The 22,103-nt window shown below is 72.0% G+C and carries 17 protein-coding genes and 1 pseudogene; 11 read left to right on the forward strand and 7 right to left on the reverse strand.

The annotated features are described in order from the left end of the window. Positions 1–8: 8 nt before the first annotated feature. From ACPXBU_RS06715 to ACPXBU_RS06730, 4 genes are all read right to left on the reverse strand, one after another. Positions 9–977 (reverse strand): serine/threonine protein kinase, encoded by a 969-nt coding sequence (locus ACPXBU_RS06715; protein WP_393365354.1) that lies wholly within the window; start codon positions 975–977, stop codon positions 9–11. Beyond that, a complete protein-coding gene (locus tag ACPXBU_RS06720; RefSeq protein WP_425757179.1) occupies positions 974–1,726 on the reverse strand; it encodes an NUDIX hydrolase in 753 nt (250 codons plus the stop codon). The genes ACPXBU_RS06715 and ACPXBU_RS06720 overlap by 4 nt, the downstream gene beginning before the upstream one ends. Positions 1,727–1,806: 80 nt before the next feature. Continuing rightward, the gene (locus tag ACPXBU_RS06725) at positions 1,807–2,622 is read right to left on the reverse strand and encodes a MaoC/PaaZ C-terminal domain-containing protein (protein ID WP_425757550.1); all 816 of its coding nucleotides are present in this window, start codon (positions 2,620–2,622) and stop codon (positions 1,807–1,809) included. A gap of 140 nt (positions 2,623–2,762) precedes the next feature. After that, the gene (locus tag ACPXBU_RS06730) at positions 2,763–4,124 is read right to left on the reverse strand and encodes a 3-oxoacyl-ACP reductase (protein ID WP_425757180.1); all 1,362 of its coding nucleotides are present in this window, start codon (positions 4,122–4,124) and stop codon (positions 2,763–2,765) included. Between the two features lie 55 nt (positions 4,125–4,179). On the opposite strand from ACPXBU_RS06730, the gene ACPXBU_RS06735 reads away from it, so the two are divergent. The 4 genes from ACPXBU_RS06735 (at position 4,180) to purB (ending at position 10,501) form a co-directional block, all read left to right on the forward strand. After that, positions 4,180–5,472 carry an acetyl-CoA C-acetyltransferase gene (locus tag ACPXBU_RS06735; RefSeq protein ID WP_425757181.1) on the forward strand — a complete coding sequence of 431 codons (1,293 nt, stop codon included), beginning with the start codon at positions 4,180–4,182 and terminating at the stop codon, positions 5,470–5,472. 195 nt (positions 5,473–5,667) lie between these two features. Next, entirely contained in the window at positions 5,668–6,648 is a 981-nt protein-coding gene (locus tag ACPXBU_RS06740) for a glycosyltransferase family 2 protein (RefSeq protein WP_425757182.1), read from the forward strand. Beyond that, positions 6,641–9,016, forward strand: a complete 2,376-nt coding sequence (locus tag ACPXBU_RS06745; RefSeq protein WP_425757183.1) for a hypothetical protein — start codon at positions 6,641–6,643, stop codon at positions 9,014–9,016. Before ACPXBU_RS06740 ends, ACPXBU_RS06745 begins: the two co-directional genes overlap by 8 nt. A 60-nt stretch (positions 9,017–9,076) precedes the next feature. Next, positions 9,077–10,501: an adenylosuccinate lyase gene (gene purB / locus ACPXBU_RS06750; RefSeq protein WP_425757184.1), complete on the forward strand. Its 1,425-nt coding sequence runs from the start codon at positions 9,077–9,079 to the stop codon at positions 10,499–10,501. 154 nt (positions 10,502–10,655) lie between these two features. On the opposite strand, the gene ACPXBU_RS06755 is transcribed toward purB, so the two are convergent. Then, a complete protein-coding gene (locus ACPXBU_RS06755) occupies positions 10,656–11,219 on the reverse strand; it encodes a YbjQ family protein (RefSeq protein WP_393365366.1) in 564 nt (187 codons plus the stop codon). 24 nt (positions 11,220–11,243) lie between these two features. Then, a pseudogene (locus tag ACPXBU_RS06760) lies at positions 11,244–11,468 on the reverse strand (trypsin-like serine protease); the annotation flags it as partial. 367 nt (positions 11,469–11,835) lie between these two features. Here ACPXBU_RS06760 and purS point away from each other — a divergent pair. From purS to ACPXBU_RS06780, 4 genes are all read left to right on the forward strand, one after another. After that, positions 11,836–12,099 carry a phosphoribosylformylglycinamidine synthase subunit PurS gene (purS, locus tag ACPXBU_RS06765; RefSeq protein ID WP_184180400.1) on the forward strand — a complete coding sequence of 88 codons (264 nt, stop codon included), beginning with the start codon at positions 11,836–11,838 and terminating at the stop codon, positions 12,097–12,099. Next, positions 12,096–12,779 (forward strand): phosphoribosylformylglycinamidine synthase subunit PurQ, encoded by a 684-nt coding sequence (gene purQ, locus ACPXBU_RS06770; protein ID WP_425685115.1) that lies wholly within the window; start codon positions 12,096–12,098, stop codon positions 12,777–12,779. Before purS ends, purQ begins: the two co-directional genes overlap by 4 nt. A gap of 67 nt (positions 12,780–12,846) precedes the next feature. Then, positions 12,847–15,504: a phosphoribosylformylglycinamidine synthase subunit PurL gene (purL, locus tag ACPXBU_RS06775; protein WP_425757185.1), complete on the forward strand. Its 2,658-nt coding sequence runs from the start codon at positions 12,847–12,849 to the stop codon at positions 15,502–15,504. A 4-nt stretch (positions 15,505–15,508) separates the two neighbouring features. Continuing rightward, positions 15,509–16,264 carry a 2-phosphosulfolactate phosphatase gene (locus ACPXBU_RS06780; protein ID WP_425757551.1) on the forward strand — a complete coding sequence of 252 codons (756 nt, stop codon included), beginning with the start codon at positions 15,509–15,511 and terminating at the stop codon, positions 16,262–16,264. 244 nt (positions 16,265–16,508) lie between these two features. On the opposite strand, the gene ACPXBU_RS06785 is transcribed toward ACPXBU_RS06780, so the two are convergent. Beyond that, on the reverse strand, positions 16,509–18,617 hold the full coding sequence (locus tag ACPXBU_RS06785) for a hypothetical protein (protein ID WP_425757186.1): 2,109 nt from the start codon (positions 18,615–18,617) through the stop codon (positions 16,509–16,511). A 161-nt stretch (positions 18,618–18,778) separates the two neighbouring features. On the opposite strand from ACPXBU_RS06785, the gene ACPXBU_RS06790 reads away from it, so the two are divergent. From ACPXBU_RS06790 to purM, 3 genes are all read left to right on the forward strand, one after another. After that, entirely contained in the window at positions 18,779–19,132 is a 354-nt protein-coding gene (locus tag ACPXBU_RS06790; protein ID WP_393365375.1) for a sterol carrier family protein, read from the forward strand. 166 nt (positions 19,133–19,298) lie between these two features. Next, positions 19,299–20,837 carry an amidophosphoribosyltransferase gene (gene purF / locus ACPXBU_RS06795; RefSeq protein ID WP_393365377.1) on the forward strand — a complete coding sequence of 513 codons (1,539 nt, stop codon included), beginning with the start codon at positions 19,299–19,301 and terminating at the stop codon, positions 20,835–20,837. A 59-nt stretch (positions 20,838–20,896) separates the two neighbouring features. Beyond that, positions 20,897–22,051, forward strand: coding sequence for a phosphoribosylformylglycinamidine cyclo-ligase (gene purM / locus ACPXBU_RS06800; RefSeq protein WP_393365379.1), 1,155 nt, complete (start codon positions 20,897–20,899; stop codon positions 22,049–22,051). Positions 22,052–22,103: the final 52 nt, after the last annotated feature.

The following is a 22,103-nucleotide window of genomic DNA, read 5'->3' on the forward strand; positions in this document are numbered from 1 at the left end:
ACAGCTCCTTAGGGGGTGAGGGTGAAGGGACGGAAGGTGCGTGGCCCGTAGAGCCGGTCCAGCACCTGGTCGAGTTCGCGGAGCAGGAGCCAGGCGTCGGCGGGCCGGGCGTCCAGGGACCGTTGCCGGCAGCCCTGCGCGAAGGTGTGCAGCTCGCGGGGCGCGCGCGGCCCCATCAGCCAGCTCATGCAGTGGCTGGCCATCGCGATGTCGGTGCCCGGACCGCAGGGCCGCTTCTGGAGGACCTCCTCCGGGTCCCAGCCGTGGCCGGGCACGAGCGCCGGGATCGTGCCCCCGACGGGTGCGGAGAAGCACCAGTCGATCAGCACCACGCCGTGGGCGTCCGGCTCGATCAGCACGTGTCGGGGCAGGACCGCGCCGTGCACCACGCCGGCCCGGTGGGCCAGGCCGAGCACCACGAGCAGCCGCCGCCAGATCCAGGCCGCGTCCCGGGCGTCCAGCCCGTCGGGGTACGCGCGCCGCACCTCGTCGAGGTCGTGCAGCCCGGGTGCGGTGGCGAGCACGTTGATCCGCCGCTCGGCGCCTGTCGCCGCGTCCCGGTGCGGGAACTCGTCGACGAGCCGGGGCACGTACGGCAGGTAGCGGGGGTCGCCGCGCTCGGCGATGGTGCGCAGCGCGTGTGCCTCGCGGGCCATCAGGTCGTTGTCGGTGGGCCGGCGGGGGAGCTTGAGCAGCCGATCGTGGCCGACGTCGTAGAGGTCGGCGAGGTCACCCGAGTGGGCGGGGGTGCCGAGTCGGTAGTCACCGAGGACGGTGACCTGCCGGGCCCGCCACCTGGTGGTGACGTGGATGTACGCGTCGAGGGCTTCGGCGCGTACCGCCGGGTCGGCCGGCAGGCGGTCGGGGTGCAAGGCCGCGACCAGCTCGCGGTATCGCCGGGCCGGCTGGTCCGTGCCGAACAGGTCGGCGTCGCTGTGGGCCGCCGTGACCAGACCGATGGCCGCCGCGGTTTTCATCGCACCGTCTCCTCGCGGGCGGGGCGCAGCAGCGCCGGGTGCAGCAGTCGGGCGTCGCCGGCCCGGTAGAGCCGGGCACGGGGGCCGCCGCGGGTGCCGCCGCGTTCGGTGCTGGTGCCGGTGCTCTCCACGAAGCCGGGCACGGAGAGCACCTTGCGGTGGAAGTTGCCGGCGTGCAGTGGGTGACCCCAGACCGTCTCGTAGACGGTGCGCAGCTCGCTGATCGTGAACTCGGCGTCGAGGAAGCGCGTGGAGAGTGGGGTGTATTCCAGCTTGGACCGGGCCCGCTCCAGCCCGTCGTCGATGATCCGGCCGTGGTCGAAGGCGAGCTGCCGGCTGGTCAGCGCGGTGACCGGCAGCCAGATCGCCGCGTCGGCGTCGGTGCCGGCGGCCGGGTCGGGCAGGTCGGGGGCGAACGCGAGGTGGGCGATCGAGACGACGCGCATCCGCGGGTCGCGCTCGGGGGCGCCATAGCTGCCCAACTGCTCCAGGTGTACGCGGCGCAGCCGGTCGCCGCCGAGCCCGGTCTCTTCGGCCAGCTCCCGTCGGGCGCCGGCGATCAGGTCCTCGTCGGGTTGGACGAAGCCGCCGGGCAGCGCCCAGTGCCCCGCGAAGGGCGGCTGCCCGCGCTGGATCAGCAGCAGGTGCAGTGTGCCGTCGCGGATGGTCAGCGCCACCACGTCGACGGTCACCGCGACCGACGGGTAGGCCCGTGGGTCGTACGCCTCCAGGAACTCCTGCTCGTTCATCGTGTCTCTCTCAGCTTGAGAATATCTCTCTCTGAGAACAACCTAACGCACGAGGACGCTCCTGCCAAGCCGGAAACTCGTCAGCGCAGGAAACCCGCCAGGTGCGGACGCCCGCGCGAGTCGTGCAGGGCGAACCCGCCGTCCGGCAGCAGGGTGAAGTCCACGGTGCTCGGCAGCGACACGGGCGCCTTGAAGGCCACCTCGACGGTGTAGGCGTCCGGCAACCGGTTCTCCATGGCGGCCAGGCAGCGGGCCTTGCTCCACATGCCGTGCGCGATCGGCCGACGGAAGCCGAACAGCCGCGCACCGAGCAGCGAGGTGTGGATCGGGTTGTGATCCCCGGAGACCCGCGCGTACGTCGTACCGACGCGGGGTTCGACACGCCAGCGAGCCGTGGCGGTGGGTGCGGTGTGGCGTTCACCCCGCTCGCCCCCGCCAGGCTTGCGCTCCCGACCCAGGTACGTCGAGACGCCGCGCCAGACCGTCTCGCCGTCGACCGAGCCGACAAGCACCACGTCCACCTGCCGGCCCCGGTCGTGCGGGCGCAGGTTCTCCGCGTACGTCGTGAAGTCGAGGGTCTCGTCGGCGCCGATCGGGCGGTGCACGGTGATCCGGTTGCCGATGTGGACCAAGCCCGTCACCGGGATGGGAAACGCCGGCTCGGTCATCAGCCGCAGGGCCAGCGGGAAGCCCAGGACGTGCGGAAACGTCGCGGGCAGCAGGTCGCTGAGCCGAAAACCGCAGACCCGGTCGTACGCGGCCAGGTGCGCCCGGTCCACCCGTACCCCGCCCACGGCCAACTCGGCCGCCGGCAGGCCGGAGCCACGCCGCCCGCCGCCCAGACCCGGTAGCGCGCCGAGCACCGCCCGCCGGTGCAGCGCCCCGGACGCCGGCATTCGCGCCAACTCGATCCGGGTACGGCCACCGGACTCCGGCTGGAACGCCCTGGCCCGCGTCTCCGCCGACAGTGTCTCCGTCGGGCCGTCGATCAGCTCGTGCAGGGAAAGGTCGTCGTCCGGCTCTCTCCGCGCGCCCATCACGCCCCCAGCAGGCTCTGGCCGCAGACCCGGACCACGTTGCCGCTGACCGCACCGCTTGCCGGCCAGGCCAACCAACCGATCGTCTCGGCCACGTCCACCGGCAGGCCGCCCTGGGCCAGGCTGTTCATCCGTCGGCCCGCCTCGCGGACCACGAGCGGGATACGCGCGGTCAGTCGGGTCTCGATGAAGCCCGGGGCCACCGCGTTGACGCTGATCCCCCGCTCGCGCAGGGCCGGGGCGAGCGAGTCGACCAACCCGATCACGCCGGCCTTGCTCGTCGCGTAGTTGGTCTGCCCCCGGTTGCCGGCGATCCCGGCGATCGACGAGACCGCGACGATCCGCCCGCCGGCCGGGATCAGCCCGCGCTCCAGCAGCACGTCGTTGATCCGCTCCTGGCTGGACAGGTTGACGTCGATGACCTGGTCCCACCTGTCGGCGTCCATCCGGCCGAGTGTCCGGTCCCGGGTGATACCGGCGTTGTGCACCACCACGTCGACCCGGCCGTGCCGGCTCGCCAGGTGGTCGGCGAGCCGGGTCGGCGCGTCCGGCGCGGTCAGGTCGAGCTGCACGGCCGTACCGCCGATGTCGTTCGCCACCGCGGCGAGGGCGTCCCCGGCGGCGGGGATGTCCAGCGCCACCACCTGCGCGCCGTCGCGGGCGAGCACCCTCGCGAGCGCCGCGCCGATGCCCCGGGCTGCGCCTGTGGCAAGCGCGACCTGGCCGTCCAGCGGGCGGTCCCAGTCGGCAGGTGCGCTCGCCGCGCCGACGCCGACCCGGATGACCTGGCCCGACACGTACGCGGACCGGCCGGACAGCAGGAAGCGGAGTGTCGATTCGAGGCTGGTGAGTGTGTGGGGGTCCCCGTCGGCGCGGGTGACGGAGACGAGTTGCGCGGTGGTGCCGCGGCCGAACTCCTTGCCGATGCTGCGGACCAGCCCGTCCAGGGCACGCTGCGCGGTCGCCTCGCGGGGCGTCGCGCACTCCTGCGGCGGGGTGCCGAGCACGATCACCCGGCCGCTGGGCAGCACCGCCCGAGCCCGTGGGTGGAAGAAGTCGTAGAGCTGGCGCAGGTCGGTCGAGTCGGTGATCCCGGTGGCGTCGTACACCAGGGCGCCGAACCGGTCCTGCGGCGCGGCGGTGGTGGTGGTGTCGTGCAGCTCGACCCCGGCGGTGGTCAGGATCGTGGCGAGCGACTCGGCGAGCCGGCCGCCCTTGGCCGCGCCGAGCAGGGCCGGCCCGGGCAGCAGCGGGTCGCCGGGGTGGTGCCGGCGCAGTCGGGGCGGGTCGGGCAGCCCGAGGCGCTTGACCAGCGCGCGGCCGGCGGCCGATTGGACGAAGCTCGCGTACCTGTCGGTCATGGGCGTAGCCTACTGGCGAGTAGGTTCGAGTGACACATCTCGGAGGAGACGGATCGTGCAGAGCATTCGGCGGGTCGCGGTCATCGGGGGCAATCGCATCCCCTTCGCCCGTTCCAACTCCCGCTACGCGGACGCGTCCAACTCGGACCTGCTCGGCGCCGCGCTGGACGGCCTGATCGCCCGCTACGGACTGGCCGGTCAGCGGGTCGGCGAGGTGGTGATCGGGGCGGTGCTCAAACACTCCCGTGACTTCAACCTCGCCCGCGAGACGGTGCTCGGCTCCCGGCTCGACCCGCACACCCCGGCGTACGACATCCAGCAGGCCTGCGGCACCGGCCTGGAGGCGGCGATCCTGGTCGCCAACAAGATCGCCCTCGGCCAACTCGACGTGGGCATCGCCGGCGGCGTCGACACCACGTCCGACGCGCCGCTCGCCGTCAACGAGGAGATGCGCCGCACGCTGCTCAAACTCAACTCGGCCCGCACGCTCGGCGAACGGCTCAAGGTCGCGGCGAAGCTGCGCCCCTCGCAACCGTTCAAGCCGGAGATCCCGCGCAACGCCGAACCGCGTACCGGGCTGTCCATGGGTGACCACGCCGCCCGCACCGCGCTGCGCTGGCAGATCGACAGACGCTCCCAGGACGAGCTGGCGCTGCGCTCACACCAGCGGCTCGCCGCCGCGTACGAACGGAACTTCTTCGACGACCTGATGACGCCGTACCTGGGTTTGACCCGCGATGCGAACCTCCGCCCCGACACCAGCCTGGAGAAGCTCGGCCGACTCAAGCCGGCCTTCGGCACCCGCGGCCCGGACGCCGAGCAGGCCACCATGACCGCCGGCAACTCGTCTCCGCTCACCGACGGCGCGTCCACGGTGCTGCTGGCCAGCGAGGAGTGGGCCGCCGCGCGCAACCTGCCGGTGCTGGCCTGGTTCAGCTGGTCGGAGACGGCCGCCGTCGACTTCGTGCACGGCGACGAGGGGCTGCTGATGGCCCCCGCCTACGCGGTGCCCCGGATGCTGGCCCGCGCCGGGCTGACGTTGCGGGACTTCGACTACTACGAGATCCACGAGGCGTTCGCCTCGCAGGTGCTGGCCACCCTCGCCGCCTGGGAGTCGCCGGAGTTCTGCAAGGACCGCCTCGGCCTGGACGCGCCGCTGGGCGCGATCGACACCGACCGGCTCAACGTCAACGGTTCGTCGCTGGCCGCCGGGCACCCGTTCGCCGCCACCGGCGGGCGGATCGTGGCGACCCTGGCCAAGCTGCTCGCCGAGAAGGGCAGCGGACGCGGGCTGATCTCGATCTGCGCGGCCGGCGGCCAGGGCGTGACCGCGATCCTGGAGCGCTGACCGCGCGGATCGCCCCTTATGGGAATGTCCGCCAGCAGGCGTTAACGGCTCGTTCAGGAGCCGGCCCGCTGGTGGAGGGTTTACCACGTGATGGTGATCCTTACCGCGCCCTGGGCGCGTCATCGATCGCTCCTGCGTGCGGAACGGGGCCGTAACACCATGGAGTCCGTCTTGCCACGGACGACCATCCTTTCGGTGGTCATCCCCATGTTCAACGAGACCGCTGTCATCCCTGCCCTGGTCGCCCGGCTGCGGCCGGTGCTGGACGCACTCGGCGTCGACTACGAGGTGGTCGCCGTCGACGACGGCAGCCGGGACGACACCGTGTCGGTGCTCTTCGACCACGCTCGGCACTGGCCGCAGCTGCGGGTGCTCCGGCTGCGGCGCAACAGCGGCCACCAGGCGGCGCTGACCGCCGGCCTCCACCGTGCCGTCGGCCGGTGGGTGATCAGCCTCGACGCCGACCTTCAGGATCCACCGGAGACCATCGCCGAGATGCTCAGGGTGGCCCGCGAGAACGGTGTGGACGTGGTCTACGGCGTCCGCGCCGACCGCAGCACCGACACGGTCTTCAAGCGCAACACCGCCCGCGGCTACTACTGGTTGATGCGCCGGCTCGTCGGCGCCGACCTGCCCGCCCAGGCCGGTGACTTCCGGTTGCTCAGCCGCGACGTCGTCGAGGTGCTGCGCCGACTGCCCGAACGCGCCCCGGTCTACCGGCTGCTGGTGCCGTCGCTCGGCTTCCCCAGCGCCGAGGTGCGCTACGACCGCGCGGCGCGCGCCGCCGGTGAGACGAAGTATCCGCTGCGCCGGATGGTGGCCCTGGCCTGGGAGAGCGCGGCGAACTTCTCCGCCGCGCCACTGCGGCTGGCCACCTGGCTGGGAATGTCCAGCTTCCTGCTCTGCCTCGCGCTCATCGTGTTCGGCGTCGTCGTCCACGTCTCCGGTGCCACGATCCCCGGCTGGACCTCGATGTTCGTCGCGGTGCTGCTGCTCAGCGGGGTGCAGTTGGTCTGCCTCGGCCTGCTGGGCGAGTACGTCGGGCGGATCTACGCCACCGTGCAGAACCGGCCGGCCTTCCACGTCGGGTTCGACTCACGGGACGAGGTGCCGGCCGCCGAGACGGTGGCGGAGAGCCGGGCCGACTTCGGACCGGTGGTCAACGCCCGTGGCTGACACCCTGCTGGCCGAGCGGATCGACACCTCGGCCCCGGCGGCACGTCGGAACGCCCTCCTACCGGTCCTCACCACGCTCCCGTGGGCGCTCGCCATCGCCGCCCTGCTCGTGGTCTGGGCACGCGGCGACGTGCCGGCCCCCGACCTTGCCCGGTTCTCCGCGTACTGGGTGTTCGCCCTGGTGCTCCCCGGAACCCTTGTGCACCGCGCACTGCGCGGCGGCCGGGGCAACCTTCCGGAGGATCTCGCCTACGGCGCGGCCACCGGCCTGCTGCTCGAGATCGTCGCCTGGGCGTTGGCCGCGGCGACCGGCCAGCAGTCCCTGCTGCGCTGGTGGCCGCTGCCGGTACTTGTCGCCTTCGCCGCCGTCCCCCGGCTACGCCGGCACTGGCGGCTCGGCGAGCGCCGTCCGCTGCCGGTCGTGTGGCACTGGGCGATGGGCGTGGCGCTGTTGGTGGTGGTGGCCTGGGGCTACATCCAGTGGCGGATGGTGCCGCTGCCTCCGGTGTCCGGCGGTTACTACCAGGACCTGCTCTACCACCTGGGGCTGGTGCAGGAGCTGACCCGGGCGATGCCGTTCGAGTTGCCGCACGTCGCGGGTGAGGGGCTGCGTTACCACTACCTTTCCGACGCGCACATCGCCAGCGCCAGCATGGTCACCGACATCCCGCCGGCGACGGTGCTGCTGCGACTCTGGCTGGTGCCGGTGGTCGGCACGGCGGTGGTGCTCGCGGCCGGGCTCGCCCGCGACCTGAGTGGTGCCGTGTGGGCCGGGCCGGTGGTCGCCGTCGCGGGCTTCGTCGGGACGACAGTCACGCTCGGCTCGGCCGTGGGCGCGTCCGGTGAGATGCCCTTGGCCTACGCCAGCCCGTCGCAGACGTACGTGCTGGTGCCGTTGCTGTTGCTCGTCGGCCTCTGTGTCGACGTGGCGCGAGGGCGGTCCCTCGGCCTGGCCTGGGCGCTGGTCCCGGTGCTCGGCCTGGTCTGTGCGGGGGCGAAGTCCAGCGCGTTGCCCCCGCTGATCGCCGGCCTGGGTCTCACCGCTGTCGTGTTCTGGTGGCGGGAGCGGCGGGTGCCGCGACCCGCGTTGGTGGCGCTGGCCTGTCTCGTGGCGGCGATGACGCTCGGTTTCCGGTTGTTCGCCGGCGGCGGGGCATCCACGCTGCGGGTGCAGGCGTTGGCGTTGCTGCACTTCATCGGCCCCTACTCCGAAACGCTCGGTGGTGGCGACGGAATCTGGCCGGATGCGCCGCTGCCGCCCGGCATCAACGACGGCGGCGCCCTCGGCTGGCTGCTGGCGTTCTCCGTGGTCGCCTGGTGGGTGCTGGGCCAGGCGCCGCGATGGGTGGGTATGACCCTGCTGGCCGAGCGGGAGCACCGGGCCGACGCGGCCGTCTGGCTGCTCGCCGGCACGGTGCTCGCCGGAGCCGGCACCACCTGGGTCTTCCAGCACCCGTCGATCAGCCAGATCTACTTCTGGATGGGTGTCATCCCGGTCGGCGCCGTGTTGACCGCCTGGTCGCTCGCCGCGGCCCGGGCACCCTGGCCGGCGCTGGCGGTAACCGCCGTGGCCGGTGCGCTGGCGGCGCTGGCCACGGCCGGCACGGTGCCGGGCTTCGCGTGGCCGCGGATCGCCCGTCCCGGCACCCCCTACACCTCGACGATCGAGGGATGGCTGCGGGTGCTGGGCGCCTCGGCCCTCCGGTACGTGCTGTTCGTGGCGGTGGCCGCCGCGCTCGCCGTCGGGGTGGCAGCCCTGTGGCGGCGGCGCGTCCGGTCGCCGGGGGGTCGTCGGCGGGCGGCGACGATCGCGGTGGCCGGGGTCACCGCCGCGATGCTCGGTGCCAGCGGTGCCGTCGCCGTGGGCGGGGTCGTCCGCTCGGTGCTGACCGAGCCGGTGCCGGCGACCGGGCCGCAGCCGTACGCGCTGACCGTCGACGAGATGCGCGCGGCGTTGTGGCTGGACGAGCACGCCGCCGACGACGACGTGGTCGCGACAAACGTGCACTGTCGGCCGGTGCGGACCACCCCGCACTGCGATGCCCGGGCGTTCTGGGTGACCGCTCTGGGCGGCCACCGGACGGTGGTGGAGAGCTGGGGTTACACCGACGCGGTCGTGGCCGCGCACGGCGTCGACAACCTGGGGTACGCCCGACAGAGCTTCCCCGATCCGGAGTTGCTCGCGCTCAACGACGGCGTGTTCACCGCGCCGACCGTCGCCGACCTGGACCGCCTCCGCACACGGCACCGGGTCCGGTGGTTGTTCGCCGACACCAGGGCGGGCGCGGTGTCGCCGGAACTGGCCCGGCTGGCTCAGGTTCGGCTGGTCGCCGGCTCGGTCACCGTCTACGAGGTCAGCCGCCCCTGACCGCCTCGGCAGCCCGGCCCGGTCCCGGCGTCGACCAGCGGGTGCGGGACAATGAGGTACGTGACGACGATCCCCAACGTGCTGGCCAACCGGTACGCCTCGCCCGAACTGGTAGCCCTCTGGTCTCCGGAGGAGAAGGTCCGGATGGAGCGGCGGCTCTGGCTCGCCGTGCTCCGCGCCCAACGCGACCTGGGCGTGGCCGTGCCGGACGGTGTGGTCGAGGCGTACGAGCGGGTGCTCGACCAGGTCGACCTCGCCTCGATCGCGGAGCGGGAGCGGGTCACCCGGCACGACGTGAAGGCCCGGATCGAGGAGTTCAGCGCGCTCGCCGGGCACGAGCACGTGCACAAGGGGATGACCTCGCGGGACCTCACCGAGAACGTCGAGCAGCTTCAGGTGCGCGCCTCGCTGGAGCTGATCCGGGACCGGGTGGTGGCCACCCTCGCCCGGCTGGCGTGGCTGGCCCACGAGCATTCCGAGGTGGTCCTGACCGGCCGCTCGCACAACGTGGCGGCGCAGGCCACCACGCTGGGCAAGCGCTTCGCGTCGGCGGCGGAGGAACTGCTCATCGCATACGAGCGGCTGGAAGAGTTGATCGCCCGCTACCCGCTGCGCGGGATCAAGGGCCCGGTGGGCACGGCGGCCGACCAGTTGGACCTCTTCGACGGCGACGCCGACAAGGTGGCCGAGTTGGAGCGGCGGGTCGCCGAGCACCTCGGCTTCTCCCGGGTGCTGGACAGCGTCGGGCAGGTCTACCCGCGTTCGCTGGACTTCGACGTGCTGGCCGCGCTGGCGCAGACCGCCGCGGCGCCGTCGTCGCTGGCCACCACGATCCGGCTGATGGTCGGCCAGGAGTTGGCCACCGAGGGCTTCAAGCCCGGTCAGGTCGGCTCCAGCGCGATGCCGCACAAGATGAACACCCGCTCGTCCGAGCGGGTGAACGGCTTCGCGGTGATCATCCGGGGTTACCTGTCGATGGTCGGCGAGTTGGCCGGTGACCAGTGGAACGAGGGGGACGTGTCCTGCTCGGTGGTCCGCCGGGTGGCCCTGCCGGATGCGTTCTTCGCCGCCGACGGGCTGTTCCAGACGTTCCTCACCGTGCTCGACGAGTTCGGCGCGTACCCGGCGGTGATCAACCGGGAGTTGGAGCGGTTCCTGCCGTTCCTGGCCACCACGAAGATCCTGGTGGCGGCGGTCCGGCGCGGCGTCGGCCGGGAGGTCGCCCACGAGGTGATCAAGGAGCACGCGGTCGCGGTGGCCCTCGCGATGCGCGAGCAGGGCTCGCCGGAGAACGACCTGTTCGACAGGTTGGCGGCCGACGGCCGGCTGGGCCTGTCCCGCACCGACATCGACGCGCTCGTCGCCGACCGCTCGGCCTTCGTCGGCGCCGCCGCCGCACAGGTAGAAGCGATCACCCGCCGAATCACGAAGGTAGTCCAAACCCACCCAAACGCCGCAAGCTACTCCCCACCCCCAATCCTCTAACCCCTGCCCCACCCCCACCCCTCCCTCCCCCTGCCTGCCGTTGATCATGGAGTTATTGCCACGACACGCCGAGGTGGTGGGCAATAACCTCATGATCAACGGGGCTGGGAGGGTGGGGAGGGCGGGGCTGGGAGGGTGGGCAGGGGTGGGTGGGTTAGTCGCCGGTTGCGGTTTCGGCGGATGTGCGGAGGTTGGGGGCGCTCGCCGGTTCGGCGATTCCGCCCGGCGATTCCGTGAAGCCCGCGACCTCCGCGGTCTCCGCCGCGACCGCCGGCTGGTCGGCCGGCATGACCTCGGGCATCTTGGGTACGGCGACCACCGCCGTTCCGTACGCGCAGATCTCCATCCACATCTCGCCGCAGTCGCGGCTGTCGAAGCGCATGCCGATCACCGCGTTCGCGCCGAGCCGCAGGGCCTCCTCGCCGAGCCGCGACACCGAGTCGGTACGCCAGCGGGTCAGGTTGTCCGGGGCCATCGGGTCGTACGCGCCGCCGCGCAGGTTCTTGACCCCCTCGCGGTACGGGTTGCGGGTCCGGGCCATCGAGGACACGACCTCACCGAGGATCTGGCGGATCTCGTAGCCGGGCAGTTGCTCTGTCGTCACGACCAGCACGGTTCCGATGCTGTCAGGAGTGGCCTGACCCGATCGGGTGCATTGTTCACCTGATCGGATGCTGCAAAACAGCGCGGCGCGGACGGCCGACCCGGGGCCGACCATCCGCGCCGCCCGGGGTGTTAACCGTCAGACACCGGCCACCGAGGTGATCCAGGCCCGGTTGTACGCAACGCTGCCGTAGTTCTGGATGCGGTAGCCGTCGGCGGTGGAGGCGACGCCGACCTGCTGGCCGTTGTAGAACTGGGGACCGCCCGAGTCGCCCCGCCAGACGTTGCCGCTGATCTCGGTGCTGCGGATGGCCTGCCCGCCGTACGCGTCGGTGACGCTGTTGCTTGTCACCCGCACGGTGGCGGCGGATGCGCATCGGGTGGGCTCCTTGGGCGGGCGGACCCGGGGTCGCCGGGTGCGGGAGGGCGGCAGCCGGGGTTCCCGCCACCGCTCGAATCGACTTGCATCGATGTACGATAGGGCCCGAGGTCATCGTTATCAAGATTGTGATCGGGATTGATCAATGTAACGATTCGGCTACCGCAAGCGCCGTATATGTCCTGCTGAGGCCGCCTGTCGCGCTCCCCGGGCCACCCTGGGTGCCGGTAATGTCGATCACTGCCTGAACTGCACCCGGCCGGTGCGCCCGTGGCGATATCTGCCAGGTACGCTGGCTGCGCTCGCCCGTTGTGGGTCGGCACCCAACTGCGTACACAGTCAGGAGTGCCCAGTGCCTCGCGTCGTCGTCGACGTCATGCTCAAGCCCGAGATCCTTGATCCGCAGGGCCAGGCCGTCGCAAACGCGCTGCCCCGGCTCGGCGTCGGTGACGTCGCCTCGGTTCGGATCGGCAGGCGGATCGAGATCGAGTTCACAGGTGAACCGGACCTGGACCGCGCTCGGGAGATCGCCGACAAGTTGCTCGCCAACCCGGTCATCGAGGACTTCACCATTCGCCTGGTCGAGGCCGACGAGACCGCGGACGCCCGCTCGTGACCGCCCGGGTCGGTGTCGTCACCTTCCCTGGCTCGCTCGACGACGGGGACGCGGCCCGGGCCGTCCGGATCGCCGGCGCCGAGCCGGTCCGGCTCTGGCACGGTGACCCGGACCTGCACGGGGTGGACGCGGTCGTGCTGCCCGGCGGCTTCTCCTACGGTGACTACCTGCGCTGCGGTGCCATCGCCCGGTTCGCCCCGGTGATGGAGACGATCGTGGACGCCGCCCAGGGCGGCCTGCCGGTGCTCGGCATCTGCAACGGCTTCCAGATCCTGTGCGAGGCGCACCTGCTGCCCGGTGCGCTCACCCGCAACCAGCACCTGCACTTCCGCAACCGGGACCAGGTCCTGCGCATCGAGTCGGCCGGCACCGCGTGGACAAACGCGTTCCAGCCCGGCCAGGAGGTGCTCATCCCGGTCAAGAACGGCGAGGGCTGCTACGTCGCGGACACCGCGACGCTGGACCAGCTCGAAGCCGAGGGCCGGGTGGTCGCCCGGTACATCGGCGGCAACCCCAACGGGTCGCAGCGGGACATCGCCGCGATCACCAACGCCGCGGGCAACGTGGTCGGCATCATGCCGCACCCCGAGCATGCGGTGGAGGCGCTCACCGGTCCTTCGTTGGACGGCCTCGGCTTCTTCACGTCGGTCCTCAAGCACCTGGTGGGGGCGCCGGCATGACCGGCGACACGATCATCGGTCTGCTCAACCGCATCTCTGGCGGGCACGAGCGCAGCGAGGAGAGGTCATGACCACCCATCCGGACCCGGTACGCGACACGCCCGAGGCGTACTCCGCCCCGGCGCAGCCGGCCGAGCCGAGCCCGGCGCAGCCGGCCGCTCCGGCCCCGCTGGCCACCGCCGTGTGGACCGAGGGCGTCGACACCGTGCCGCGTGCCGGTGGCACCCCGGGCGAGCTCCAGCCGTACACCGAGCTTGGCCTGCGTGACGACGAGTACGACCGGATCCGGCAGATCCTCGGCCGCCGGCCCACGCAGTCCGAGCTGGCGATGTACTCGATCATGTGGAGCGAGCACTGCTCCTACAAGTCGAGCAAGGTGCACCTGCGCCAGTTCGGTGAGAAGGCCCCGCACAGCGACCGGATGCTCGCCGGCATCGGCGAGAACGCCGGCGTCGTGCAGGTCTCCGACGAGCTGGCGGTCACCTTCAAGGTCGAGTCGCACAACCACCCGAGCTTCGTGGAGCCGTACCAGGGCGCCGCGACAGGTGTCGGCGGCATCGTCCGGGACATCCTGGCCATGGGCGCCCGCCCGGTCGCGGTGATGGACCCGCTGCGCTTCGGTGCCGCGGACCACCCGGACACCGCCCGGGTGCTCACCGGCGTGGTCGCCGGCGTCGGCGGCTACGGCAACTGCCTGGGCCTGCCCAACATCGGCGGCGAGCTGGTCTTCGACCCCTCCTACCAGGGCAATCCGCTGCTCAACGCGCTCTGCCTGGGTGTGCTGCCGGTCAGCCGGCTGCAGAACAAGGCCGCCGCCGGCCCGGGCAACGTTGTCGTCCTGATGGGCGCCAAGACCGGCCGCGACGGCATCGGCGGCGTCTCGGTGCTGGCCAGCGCCACCTTCGACGAGGGCAGCGAGGCCCGCCGGCCCGCCGTGCAGGTCGGTGACCCGTTCACCGAGAAGCTGCTGATCGAGGCGTGCCTCGAGCTGTACGACGGCCAACTTGTCGTCGGCATCCAGGACCTCGGTGGCGCCGGTCTGACCTGCGCGCTCACCGAGACCGCCGCCGCTGCCGGCACCGGCATGCGGGTCTGGCTGGAGCGGGTGCCGCTGCGCGAGCCGTCGATGGACCCGCACGAGATCCTGGCCAGCGAGTCCCAGGAGCGGATGCTGCTGGTCGTCGAGCCGGAGAAGCTCGACGCGGTGCTCAAGACCTGCGAGAAGTGGGGCGTCCTCGCCACCGCGATCGGTGAGGTCACCGCACCGGAGCCGGACGGCCGCCCCGGTCGACTGACGATCACCTGGCAGGACCACCTGGTCGTCGACGTGCCGCCGGGTTCGCTCGTCGACGACGGCCCGGTCTACGCCCGGCCGATGCGCGAGCCGGCCGACCTGATCCTGCTCCAGGCCGACCGGGCCGAGACGCTGCCCCGCCCGGCCGACCCGGAGGCGCTGCGGGAGACCGTGCTGCGCATGATCGCGTCGCCGAACCTGGCCGACAAGACCTGGGTCACCGAGCAGTACGACCGCTATGTGCTGGGCAACACGGTGCTCGCCCAGCCGGAGGACGGCGGCGTGATCCGGATCGACGAGCGGACCGGTCTCGGTGTGGCGCTGTCGTTGGACGGCAACGGCCGGTACGCCCGACTGGACCCGTACAACGGCACCAAGCTGGCCCTGGCCGAGGCGTACCGGAACGTGGCGGTGACCGGCGCGAAGCCGATCGCCGTGACCAACTGCCTCAACTTCGGCTCCCCGGAGGACCCGGGCGTGATGTGGCAGTTCGCCGAGGCCGTGCGCGGCCTGGCGGACGGTTGCCTGGAGCTGGGCATTCCGGTGACCGGCGGCAACGTCAGCTTCTACAACCAGACCGGTGCGGCGGCCATCCACCCGACCCCCGTGGTCGGTGTGCTTGGTGTGCTGGACAACGTCGCCGACCGGGTGCCGATGGGCTTCGTCCCGCGTGCCGGTGGCGACCACGACCAGCTCTACCTGCTCGGCGAGACGAACGTGGAGCTGTCCGGCTCGGAGTGGGCCTGGGTGACGCACGAGCACCTCGGTGGCATCCCGCCGCAGGTCGACCTGCTCCGCGAGAAGGCCCTGGCCGACCTGTTGGCCGAGGCGGCCCGGGTGGGTCACCTGGCCTCCGCGCACGACCTCTCCGACGGCGGTCTCGCCCAGAGCCTGGTCGAGTCCTGCCTGCGGCGCGGCGTCGGTGCCCGGGTCGCGGTGCCGGAGCAGTTCGCCGAGGGCTCGATGCCGTTCGTCTACCTGTTCAGCGAGTCCGCCACGCGGGCGTTGGTGTCGGTGCCGCGCGGCCACGACAAGGCGTTCGCGGCGCTCTGCGCCGAGCGGGGGGTGCCGTTCGAGTTGATCGGTGTCACCGACCCGTCCGGTGGCGCACTCGAGGTACACGGTCAGTTCCGGATCGACCTGGACGAGCTGCGCAGGGCGCACACCGAGACGTTGCCGCGCCTCTTCGGGGGTTCGGCGGCCGTCGAGGTGCCCGCGCCGGCCGCCGGCGTGGCGGGCGCGGTCGAGGCCGTCCCCCTGCCGGTCGCCAAGGCCGAGCGGATCGACCCGGCTGAGGTGCTCTCCGAGCCGATCGCTACTTCGGGGCCTTCCCCGCAGACTGGCGCTGTCGAGCCGATCGGTCCGGCACAGCCCGGGCGGTCGTCCGAGTCTGACACCGGTGTCACCGAACCGTCGCCTGACGAGCGCTGAGGCGTTGGCGGCCGCCGTCTACGGCCAACCCGGTTCCGGTGCCCGGTTCGACTGGGGGCTGACCGGGGCGGCCGAGCTCGGCCGGGTCTGCGCGGCGCTGGTGGTGGTGGACGTGTTGTCGTTCACCACCGCCGTGGAGGTGGCGGTCGCCCGGGGCATGCGGGTGCACCCGTTCCCGTGGGGTGAGCAGGCCGCCGAGTACGCCGTGCGCGTCGGCGCGGTCGCCGCGGTGGGCCGACGGCGGGTGAGCGCGGACCATCCGTGGTCGCTCTCGCCCGCCGCACTGAGCACCGCACCGGTGGTCGCGGATCTGGTCCTACCCTCGCCCAACGGCTCCGCCATCAGCGCCGCCGCGAGTGCCACCGGCCTGCCGGTGGTGGCGGCGTGCCTGCGTAACGCACGGGCCGTCGGGGGTTGGCTGCGCCGCCAGGGGTACGGCACGGTGGACGCTCCGATCGGCGTGATCGCCTCCGGGGAACGATGGCCGGACGGGTCGCTGCGCCCGTCGGTGGAGGACCAACTCGGTGCCGCCTCGGTGCTCGACGCCCTCTCCGGCGTCCCGGGCGGGCTGTCCGTGGAGGCCGCCATGGCGCTTGCCGCGCTGGCGAGCACTCCGGACGTGCCCGCCGCGGTGCGGGGGAGCGTTTCCGGGCGGGAGCTGACCGAGAGCGGCTTTGCCGAGGACGTGAACATCGCCGTCCGGGTCGGCGTGTCGGACGTCGTGCCGGTGCTCAACCAGGGTGTCTTCTCCGCCGCCTGAGCGACGCTCAACCCGCGCCGGGCCGCGCGCTGGGCCGCGCGGGGCTGTGCCGGGCCGCGCGCTGGGCCGCGCGGGGCCGTGCCGGGCCGCGCGCTGGGCCGCGCCTTCGGTGATCGACCCGGCTTGCCTGAAGTCGGGGTGTCCGGGCATGCGGGACACCGCGACTTCATTGACTACGGGTGGATCCTGAATGCGAAACGGCCACCCGGAGGTGCGGGTGGCCGTTTCCGTGCGCTGTGGTCGGTCAGTCGTCCAGCCAGTCGAGACGTCGGCCGCCCCGGTCGGTCGCCGGCGGGGTCTCCGGGCGGGGACGACCGCCAGCGGGTTGGCCGTAGCCGCCGCCCTGCTCGTATCCCCGGTCGTCGTAGCCGCCGCGCTGCTGCGGTGCAGGCTCCTGGCCATAGGCGCCGCCCTGCTCGTATCCGCCAGCGGGTTGGCCGTAGCCGCCGCCCTGCTCGTATCCCCGGTCGTCGTAGCCGCCGCGCTGCTGCGGTGGAGGCTCCTGGCCGTAGGCGCCGCCCTGCTCGTATCCGCCGGCCGGCTGGCCGTAGCCGCCCTGCTCGTAGCCACCGGCCTGCTGGCCGCCGTACCCGGAGGTCGGCTCGGCGGCCCGGCCGCCGTACGGGGCCTGGTCGGGCTGGCCGTACCCCTGGCCCTGCTCCGGCTGGTAGACGCCTGTGGCGTACGGGTCGGCCGGTGCCGGGTACTGGGTGCTGTCGCCGGTGTACCGGCCGGTCGGCTCGTCGTACCGCTCGCCGTAGGCGGCTCCACCAGCGGGAGCCGGCGGGTAGGCGGCGGTCCCCCCACCCTGGGCGGGGTAGTCGCGGCTGCCGTAGCCACCGCCGGAGGCCGGCGCGTTGCCGTAACCGCCACCGGACGCGGGCGCGTTGCCGTAGCCGCCAGCCGGGGCGGGAGCGCCGCCGTAACCAGCACCGGAGCCGGGCGCCGCACCGTAGCCGTCACCGGCGCCGTAGCCGCCCTCGGCGCCTGCCGGGGTGCCGTAGCCGCCACCGGACGCGGGAGCGTTGCCGTAGCCGCCACCCGACGCGGGGGCGTTGCCGTAACCGCCACCGGAGGCGGGAGCGTTGCCGTAGCCGCCGGCCCCGTAGCCGCCAGGTGCGGGCTCGTCGCCGTAGCCGGCACCGCCCCAACCCTGCTGCCCCGCGCCGCCGTAGGCCTGTGCCGGCGCGCCGTACGGGTCCGGTGGGACGTCGTCGACCACCGGGCGGTGCATCATCGTCGGCGCCTCGCTCAGCGCGGCACCGCCGACCATCGTCGGGTCCGCCCCGCCGACGGGCCGGCCACCGGCCATCCGGGTCTGGTCGTCGGGGCCCCGGAAACCGCCCCGCGACGGCGGCACCACAGCGCCGCCACCGGCCGCGGCCGGGGCGTCGTCGTCGCCGCCGTTCTCCTTGCGCTTCATCCAGAGCAGGACGATCGTGCCCACACCGGCGGCCACCAGCAGACCACCGAGAAGGATGATCAGGTACGAGCCCGCGCCGTTGCCGCCTTCGTCGGTCTTCGAGGCGTTCGCCGGAGGGCCCGCGCTGGCGCCGTCGGTGGGCTGGTCGGCCGCGCCCTCATCGGCCGGGTCCTCGCTGGGAGTGGCCTCGGCGGTGGTGGACGGCGTGACGCTTGGCGACACCTCGACCTTGAGCGCGAGGCTGATCCGTTGTCCGGTGATGGCCTGCCCGGCAGCGGCGTTCAGGGTCTTGCGGGCCTGCACGTTGTCGAACGTGGCACCCAGGTCGAGCCGACCCGGTGTGATCGGGTTGCCCGAGCTGCCGGTGATACGGAAGTTGCCGCTGCCGTCGCTCGTGGTGTCGAAGCGCTTGCCGGTGCTGTCCAGCAGGATGACCACCGCGTTCGGCACCGCCTTGCTGTCGGCCTGGCTGACCACTTTGCCGGAGACCGACTGCACGGTCTGCGTCTGCGGCGGTGGTGGCGCGGCGGCCGCCTTGACGGTGACCCGCAGCGTGCGGGAGTTACCGTCTCCCGAGACCGTGATCTTCGCCGAGCTTCCGTTGGCCGCGGGCGCGCCGGCCCCGGCCGTCAGGGTCAACGTCACCGACTTCGGCTCGGTCGAGTCGCCGAAGTTGATCGGTCCGCAACCCCCGCAGGTGACGCCGTCGGGCAGGTCGGTGACGTCGATGTCCGCGGACTTCTCGTCCTGGTCCGGTCGGACGACCACGTTGACGGTGCTGCTCTTGCCCGCGTCGATCGTGACCGAGTTGTCGGCTGTGCTGATCTTGGCGGCCATTGCTGGTGTGGCGGGGACGGCGAGCAGAGCGCCGGCAACCAGCGCTACGACCACACCGGCCCGCTGGTTCCAGGCACGTCGGTGTGTTGACACGTCCACCGCCTTCCGGGCTGACTTCCCTCTGACCGGCGGGGCGCCGGGCCGGGGATCATCACGGTTCGAATACGCCGTCGGCAACTATGCCTTGTCCGACTGGATCGGCGCGACCCAGGGCCAACGTCAGGTGCTCGGCCCGTGGGTCGTATCGTCCCTTCGTGTCCTCTCCGCACATTAAGTCCGCTGCCGTTGCGGCCGCGTTGTCGGCGCTCGACGAGGGGCGTACACCCGAACGGCCGGTGTTCCGAGAGGCGGTCCGGTCGCTGTTGGCCATCCTCGCGGAGCGCGCCCCCGGCCGATCGGTGGAGGTGCGCGTACCACCATACGGGGCGATCCAGTGCGTACCCGGACCTCGACACACCAGGGGAAACCCGTCAAACGTGGTCGAGATGGCCGCCGACACCTGGTTGGAGCTGGCCACCGGGCGGATCGGGTGGGCGGAGGCGGTCGCCGAGGGTCGCGTCCAGATGAGTGGTGTCCGGGCGGACCTCTCGGCCTATCTGCCCCTCTGATCGTCCGATGTCCCACTCCCCGTGACGCTCAGCATGGAAGACGTGACTATCTGTGTCGATGGCGATTCGCGTACACTGTCAGGCGATGAGAGTGGTCCCGGCAGACGAGTGTGGATCCACCCGTGATCCCGCCCAGCCGGTCCAGACCAGCATGAGGGAGCGGTAGGTGCCCCGAGGCGACGGCCGGCTGAGCCACGACCTTGACCCCCAACGACCTGGCCCCCAAGACGCCTGTGGTGTCTTCGGCGTCTGGGCGCCTGGCGAAGAGGTCGCGAACCTGACCTACTTCGGCCTCTACGCCCTGCAGCACCGCGGCCAGGAGGCGGCGGGCATCGCGGTGAGCGATGGCTCGGGCGTGGTGGTCTACAAGGACCTCGGCCTGGTGGCCCAGGTCTTCGACGAGCCCACCCTGGCGAGCCTGCGCGGCCACCTGGCCATCGGGCACGCCCGTTACTCCACGACCGGCGCGTCCAACTGGGAGAACGCCCAGCCGACGATCCGGTCCACCACCTCCGGCACGACCATCGCGTTGGCCCACAACGGCAACCTGGTCAACACCGCCGAGCTGGAGAAGGAGGTCGCCGAGCGCGGCCTCGTCGCGGACGGTTCGACGAACGACACCTCACTGGTGACGATGCTGCTCGCCGGCCGACCGGATCTGTCGGTCGAGGCGGCCGCACTGGAGGTGCTGCCGCAACTGCGCGGCGCGTTCAGTTTCGTTTTCATGGACGAGTCGACCCTCTACGCGGCCCGCGATCCGCACGGCGTCCGCCCGCTGGTGCTCGGCCGCCTGGAGCGCGGGTGGGTGGTGGCCAGCGAGACGGCCGCACTGGACATCGTCGGCGCGAGCGTGGTCCGTGAGGTCGAGCCGGGCGAGCTGATCGCGATCGACGAGAACGGGCTGCGCTCGACCCGGTTCGCCGCGCCCGAGCCGAAGGGCTGCCTCTTCGAGTACGTCTACATCGCCCGCCCGGACGCCACGATCGCCGGGCGCAACGTCCACGCGGCGCGCGTGCAGATCGGTCGGCAGTTGGCCAAGGAACACCCGGTCGAGGCCGACCTGGTGATCCCGGTGCCGGAGTCCGGCACCCCGGCCGCGATCGGCTACGCGGAGGCGTCCGGCATCACCTACGGTGCCGGCCTCATGAAGAACCCGTACGTGGGTCGCACGTTCATCCAGCCGTCGCAGACCCTGCGTCAGCTCGGCATCCGCCTCAAGCTCAACCCGCTGCGGGAGAACGTCCGGGGCAAGCGGTTGGTGGTCGTGGACGACTCGATCGTCCGGGGCAACACCCAGCGCGCCATCGTCCGGATGCTGCGTGAGGCGGGGGCGCTTGAGGTGCACGTCCGGATCTCCTCCCCGCCCGTGAGTTGGCCGTGTTTCTACGGCATCGACTTCGCCACCCGGGCGGAGCTGCTGGCCAACGGGTTGGACAACGACGGCATCCGGCGCTCCATCGGCGCCGACACGCTGGGTTACGTTTCCCTTCCTGGCCTGATCGCCGCAACCGAGCAGCCGAAGACCCGGCTGTGTCGGGCATGTTTCGATGGGGAGTACCCGATCGAGTTGCCGGCCGGCAACCTGATCGGCAAGCACGTGCTCGAAGGGGTGGGTCGACGGGTCGCGAACTCGACGCCGGAAGCCCCGCACACAAACGGCACGTCCGTCGCCACTCCGGGTGGCGTTACCGCAAACCGCCCGTAGCACCAACCGGCGCGGCCCGGCCACCGTCGGCGCGGCACCGAGAACCAAAGGGGAGAACCGTGACGCACGTGTCCGAGCGCAACGGCGCAGGAAGCAGCCCGACCGGCGCCGGCGGCGACCGACAGCCCTGGACTGCCGGCACCAGCCGGCAGGCCCGCAAGCGTTCGGTTTCGTACGCCGACGCCGGAGTCTCCATCGACGCGGGCGACCGCGCGGTGGAGCTGCTCAAGTCGAAGGTGCGTCAGACCCGTCGCCCTGAGGTGATGGGTGACCTCGGTGGGTTCGCCGGCCTGTTCCGCCTGGACACGAAGAAGTACAAGAGCCCGATCCTGGCGTCCTCCACCGACGGGGTGGGCACCAAGCTGGTGATCGCTCAGCAGATGGACATTCACGACACGGTCGGCATCGACCTGGTCGCCATGGTCGTGGACGACCTGGTGGCCTGCGGTGCCGAGCCGCTCTTCCTGCTCGACTACATCGCCACCGGCGAGGTCGTGCCGGACAAGGTCGCCGAGATCGGCGCGGGCATCGCCGACGGCTGCCGCTACGCCGGCTGCGCGCTGCTGGGCGGGGAGACCGCCGAGCACCCCGGCGTCCTACGCCCCGACGAGTACGACATCTCCGCGACCGGCGTCGGCGTGGTCGAGGAAGCCGACATCCTCAGCCCGGAGCGGGTCGAGGTGGGCGACGTGGTGATCGCCATGCGCTCGTCCGGCCTGCACTCCAACGGCTACTCGCTGGTCCGGCACGTGCTGCTCGGCGCCGCCCGGATGCGACTGGACATCGTGATCGACGACTTCGGCCGGCAGCGGACCCTGGGCGAAGAGCTGCTCACGCCGACCAAGATCTACGCCAAGGACTGCCTCAAGCTGATCGCCGAGGCGGAGGTGCGGGCGCTGTCCCACATCACCGGCGGTGGCATCCCCGGCAACCTGGTCCGGGTGCTGCCGGAGCACGTCGACGCCGTGGTCAACCGGTCCACCTGGAAGCCGCAGCCGATCTTCGACCTGATCCAGTCGAAGGGTCGCATCGACGACCAGGACATGGAGTCGACCTTCAACATGGGCGTCGGCATGTTCGCGATCGTCTCGGCCGAGGACGCTGACCGCGCGCTGGCCACCCTGACCGGCCGTGGAGTCGAGGCGTGGCAGGCCGGCGAGATCATCGAGGGCACCGGCAACGTGCAGATGGTCGGTCAGCACACCCGCGGTTGATCACGCGCTGGTGATCGTACGGGCACCTGATCAGGGCTTCACCCGAGTGGCC

It is taken from the genome of Micromonospora sp. DT231, assembly GCF_049847025.1.
Lineage (GTDB): Bacteria > Actinomycetota > Actinomycetes > Mycobacteriales > Micromonosporaceae > Micromonospora.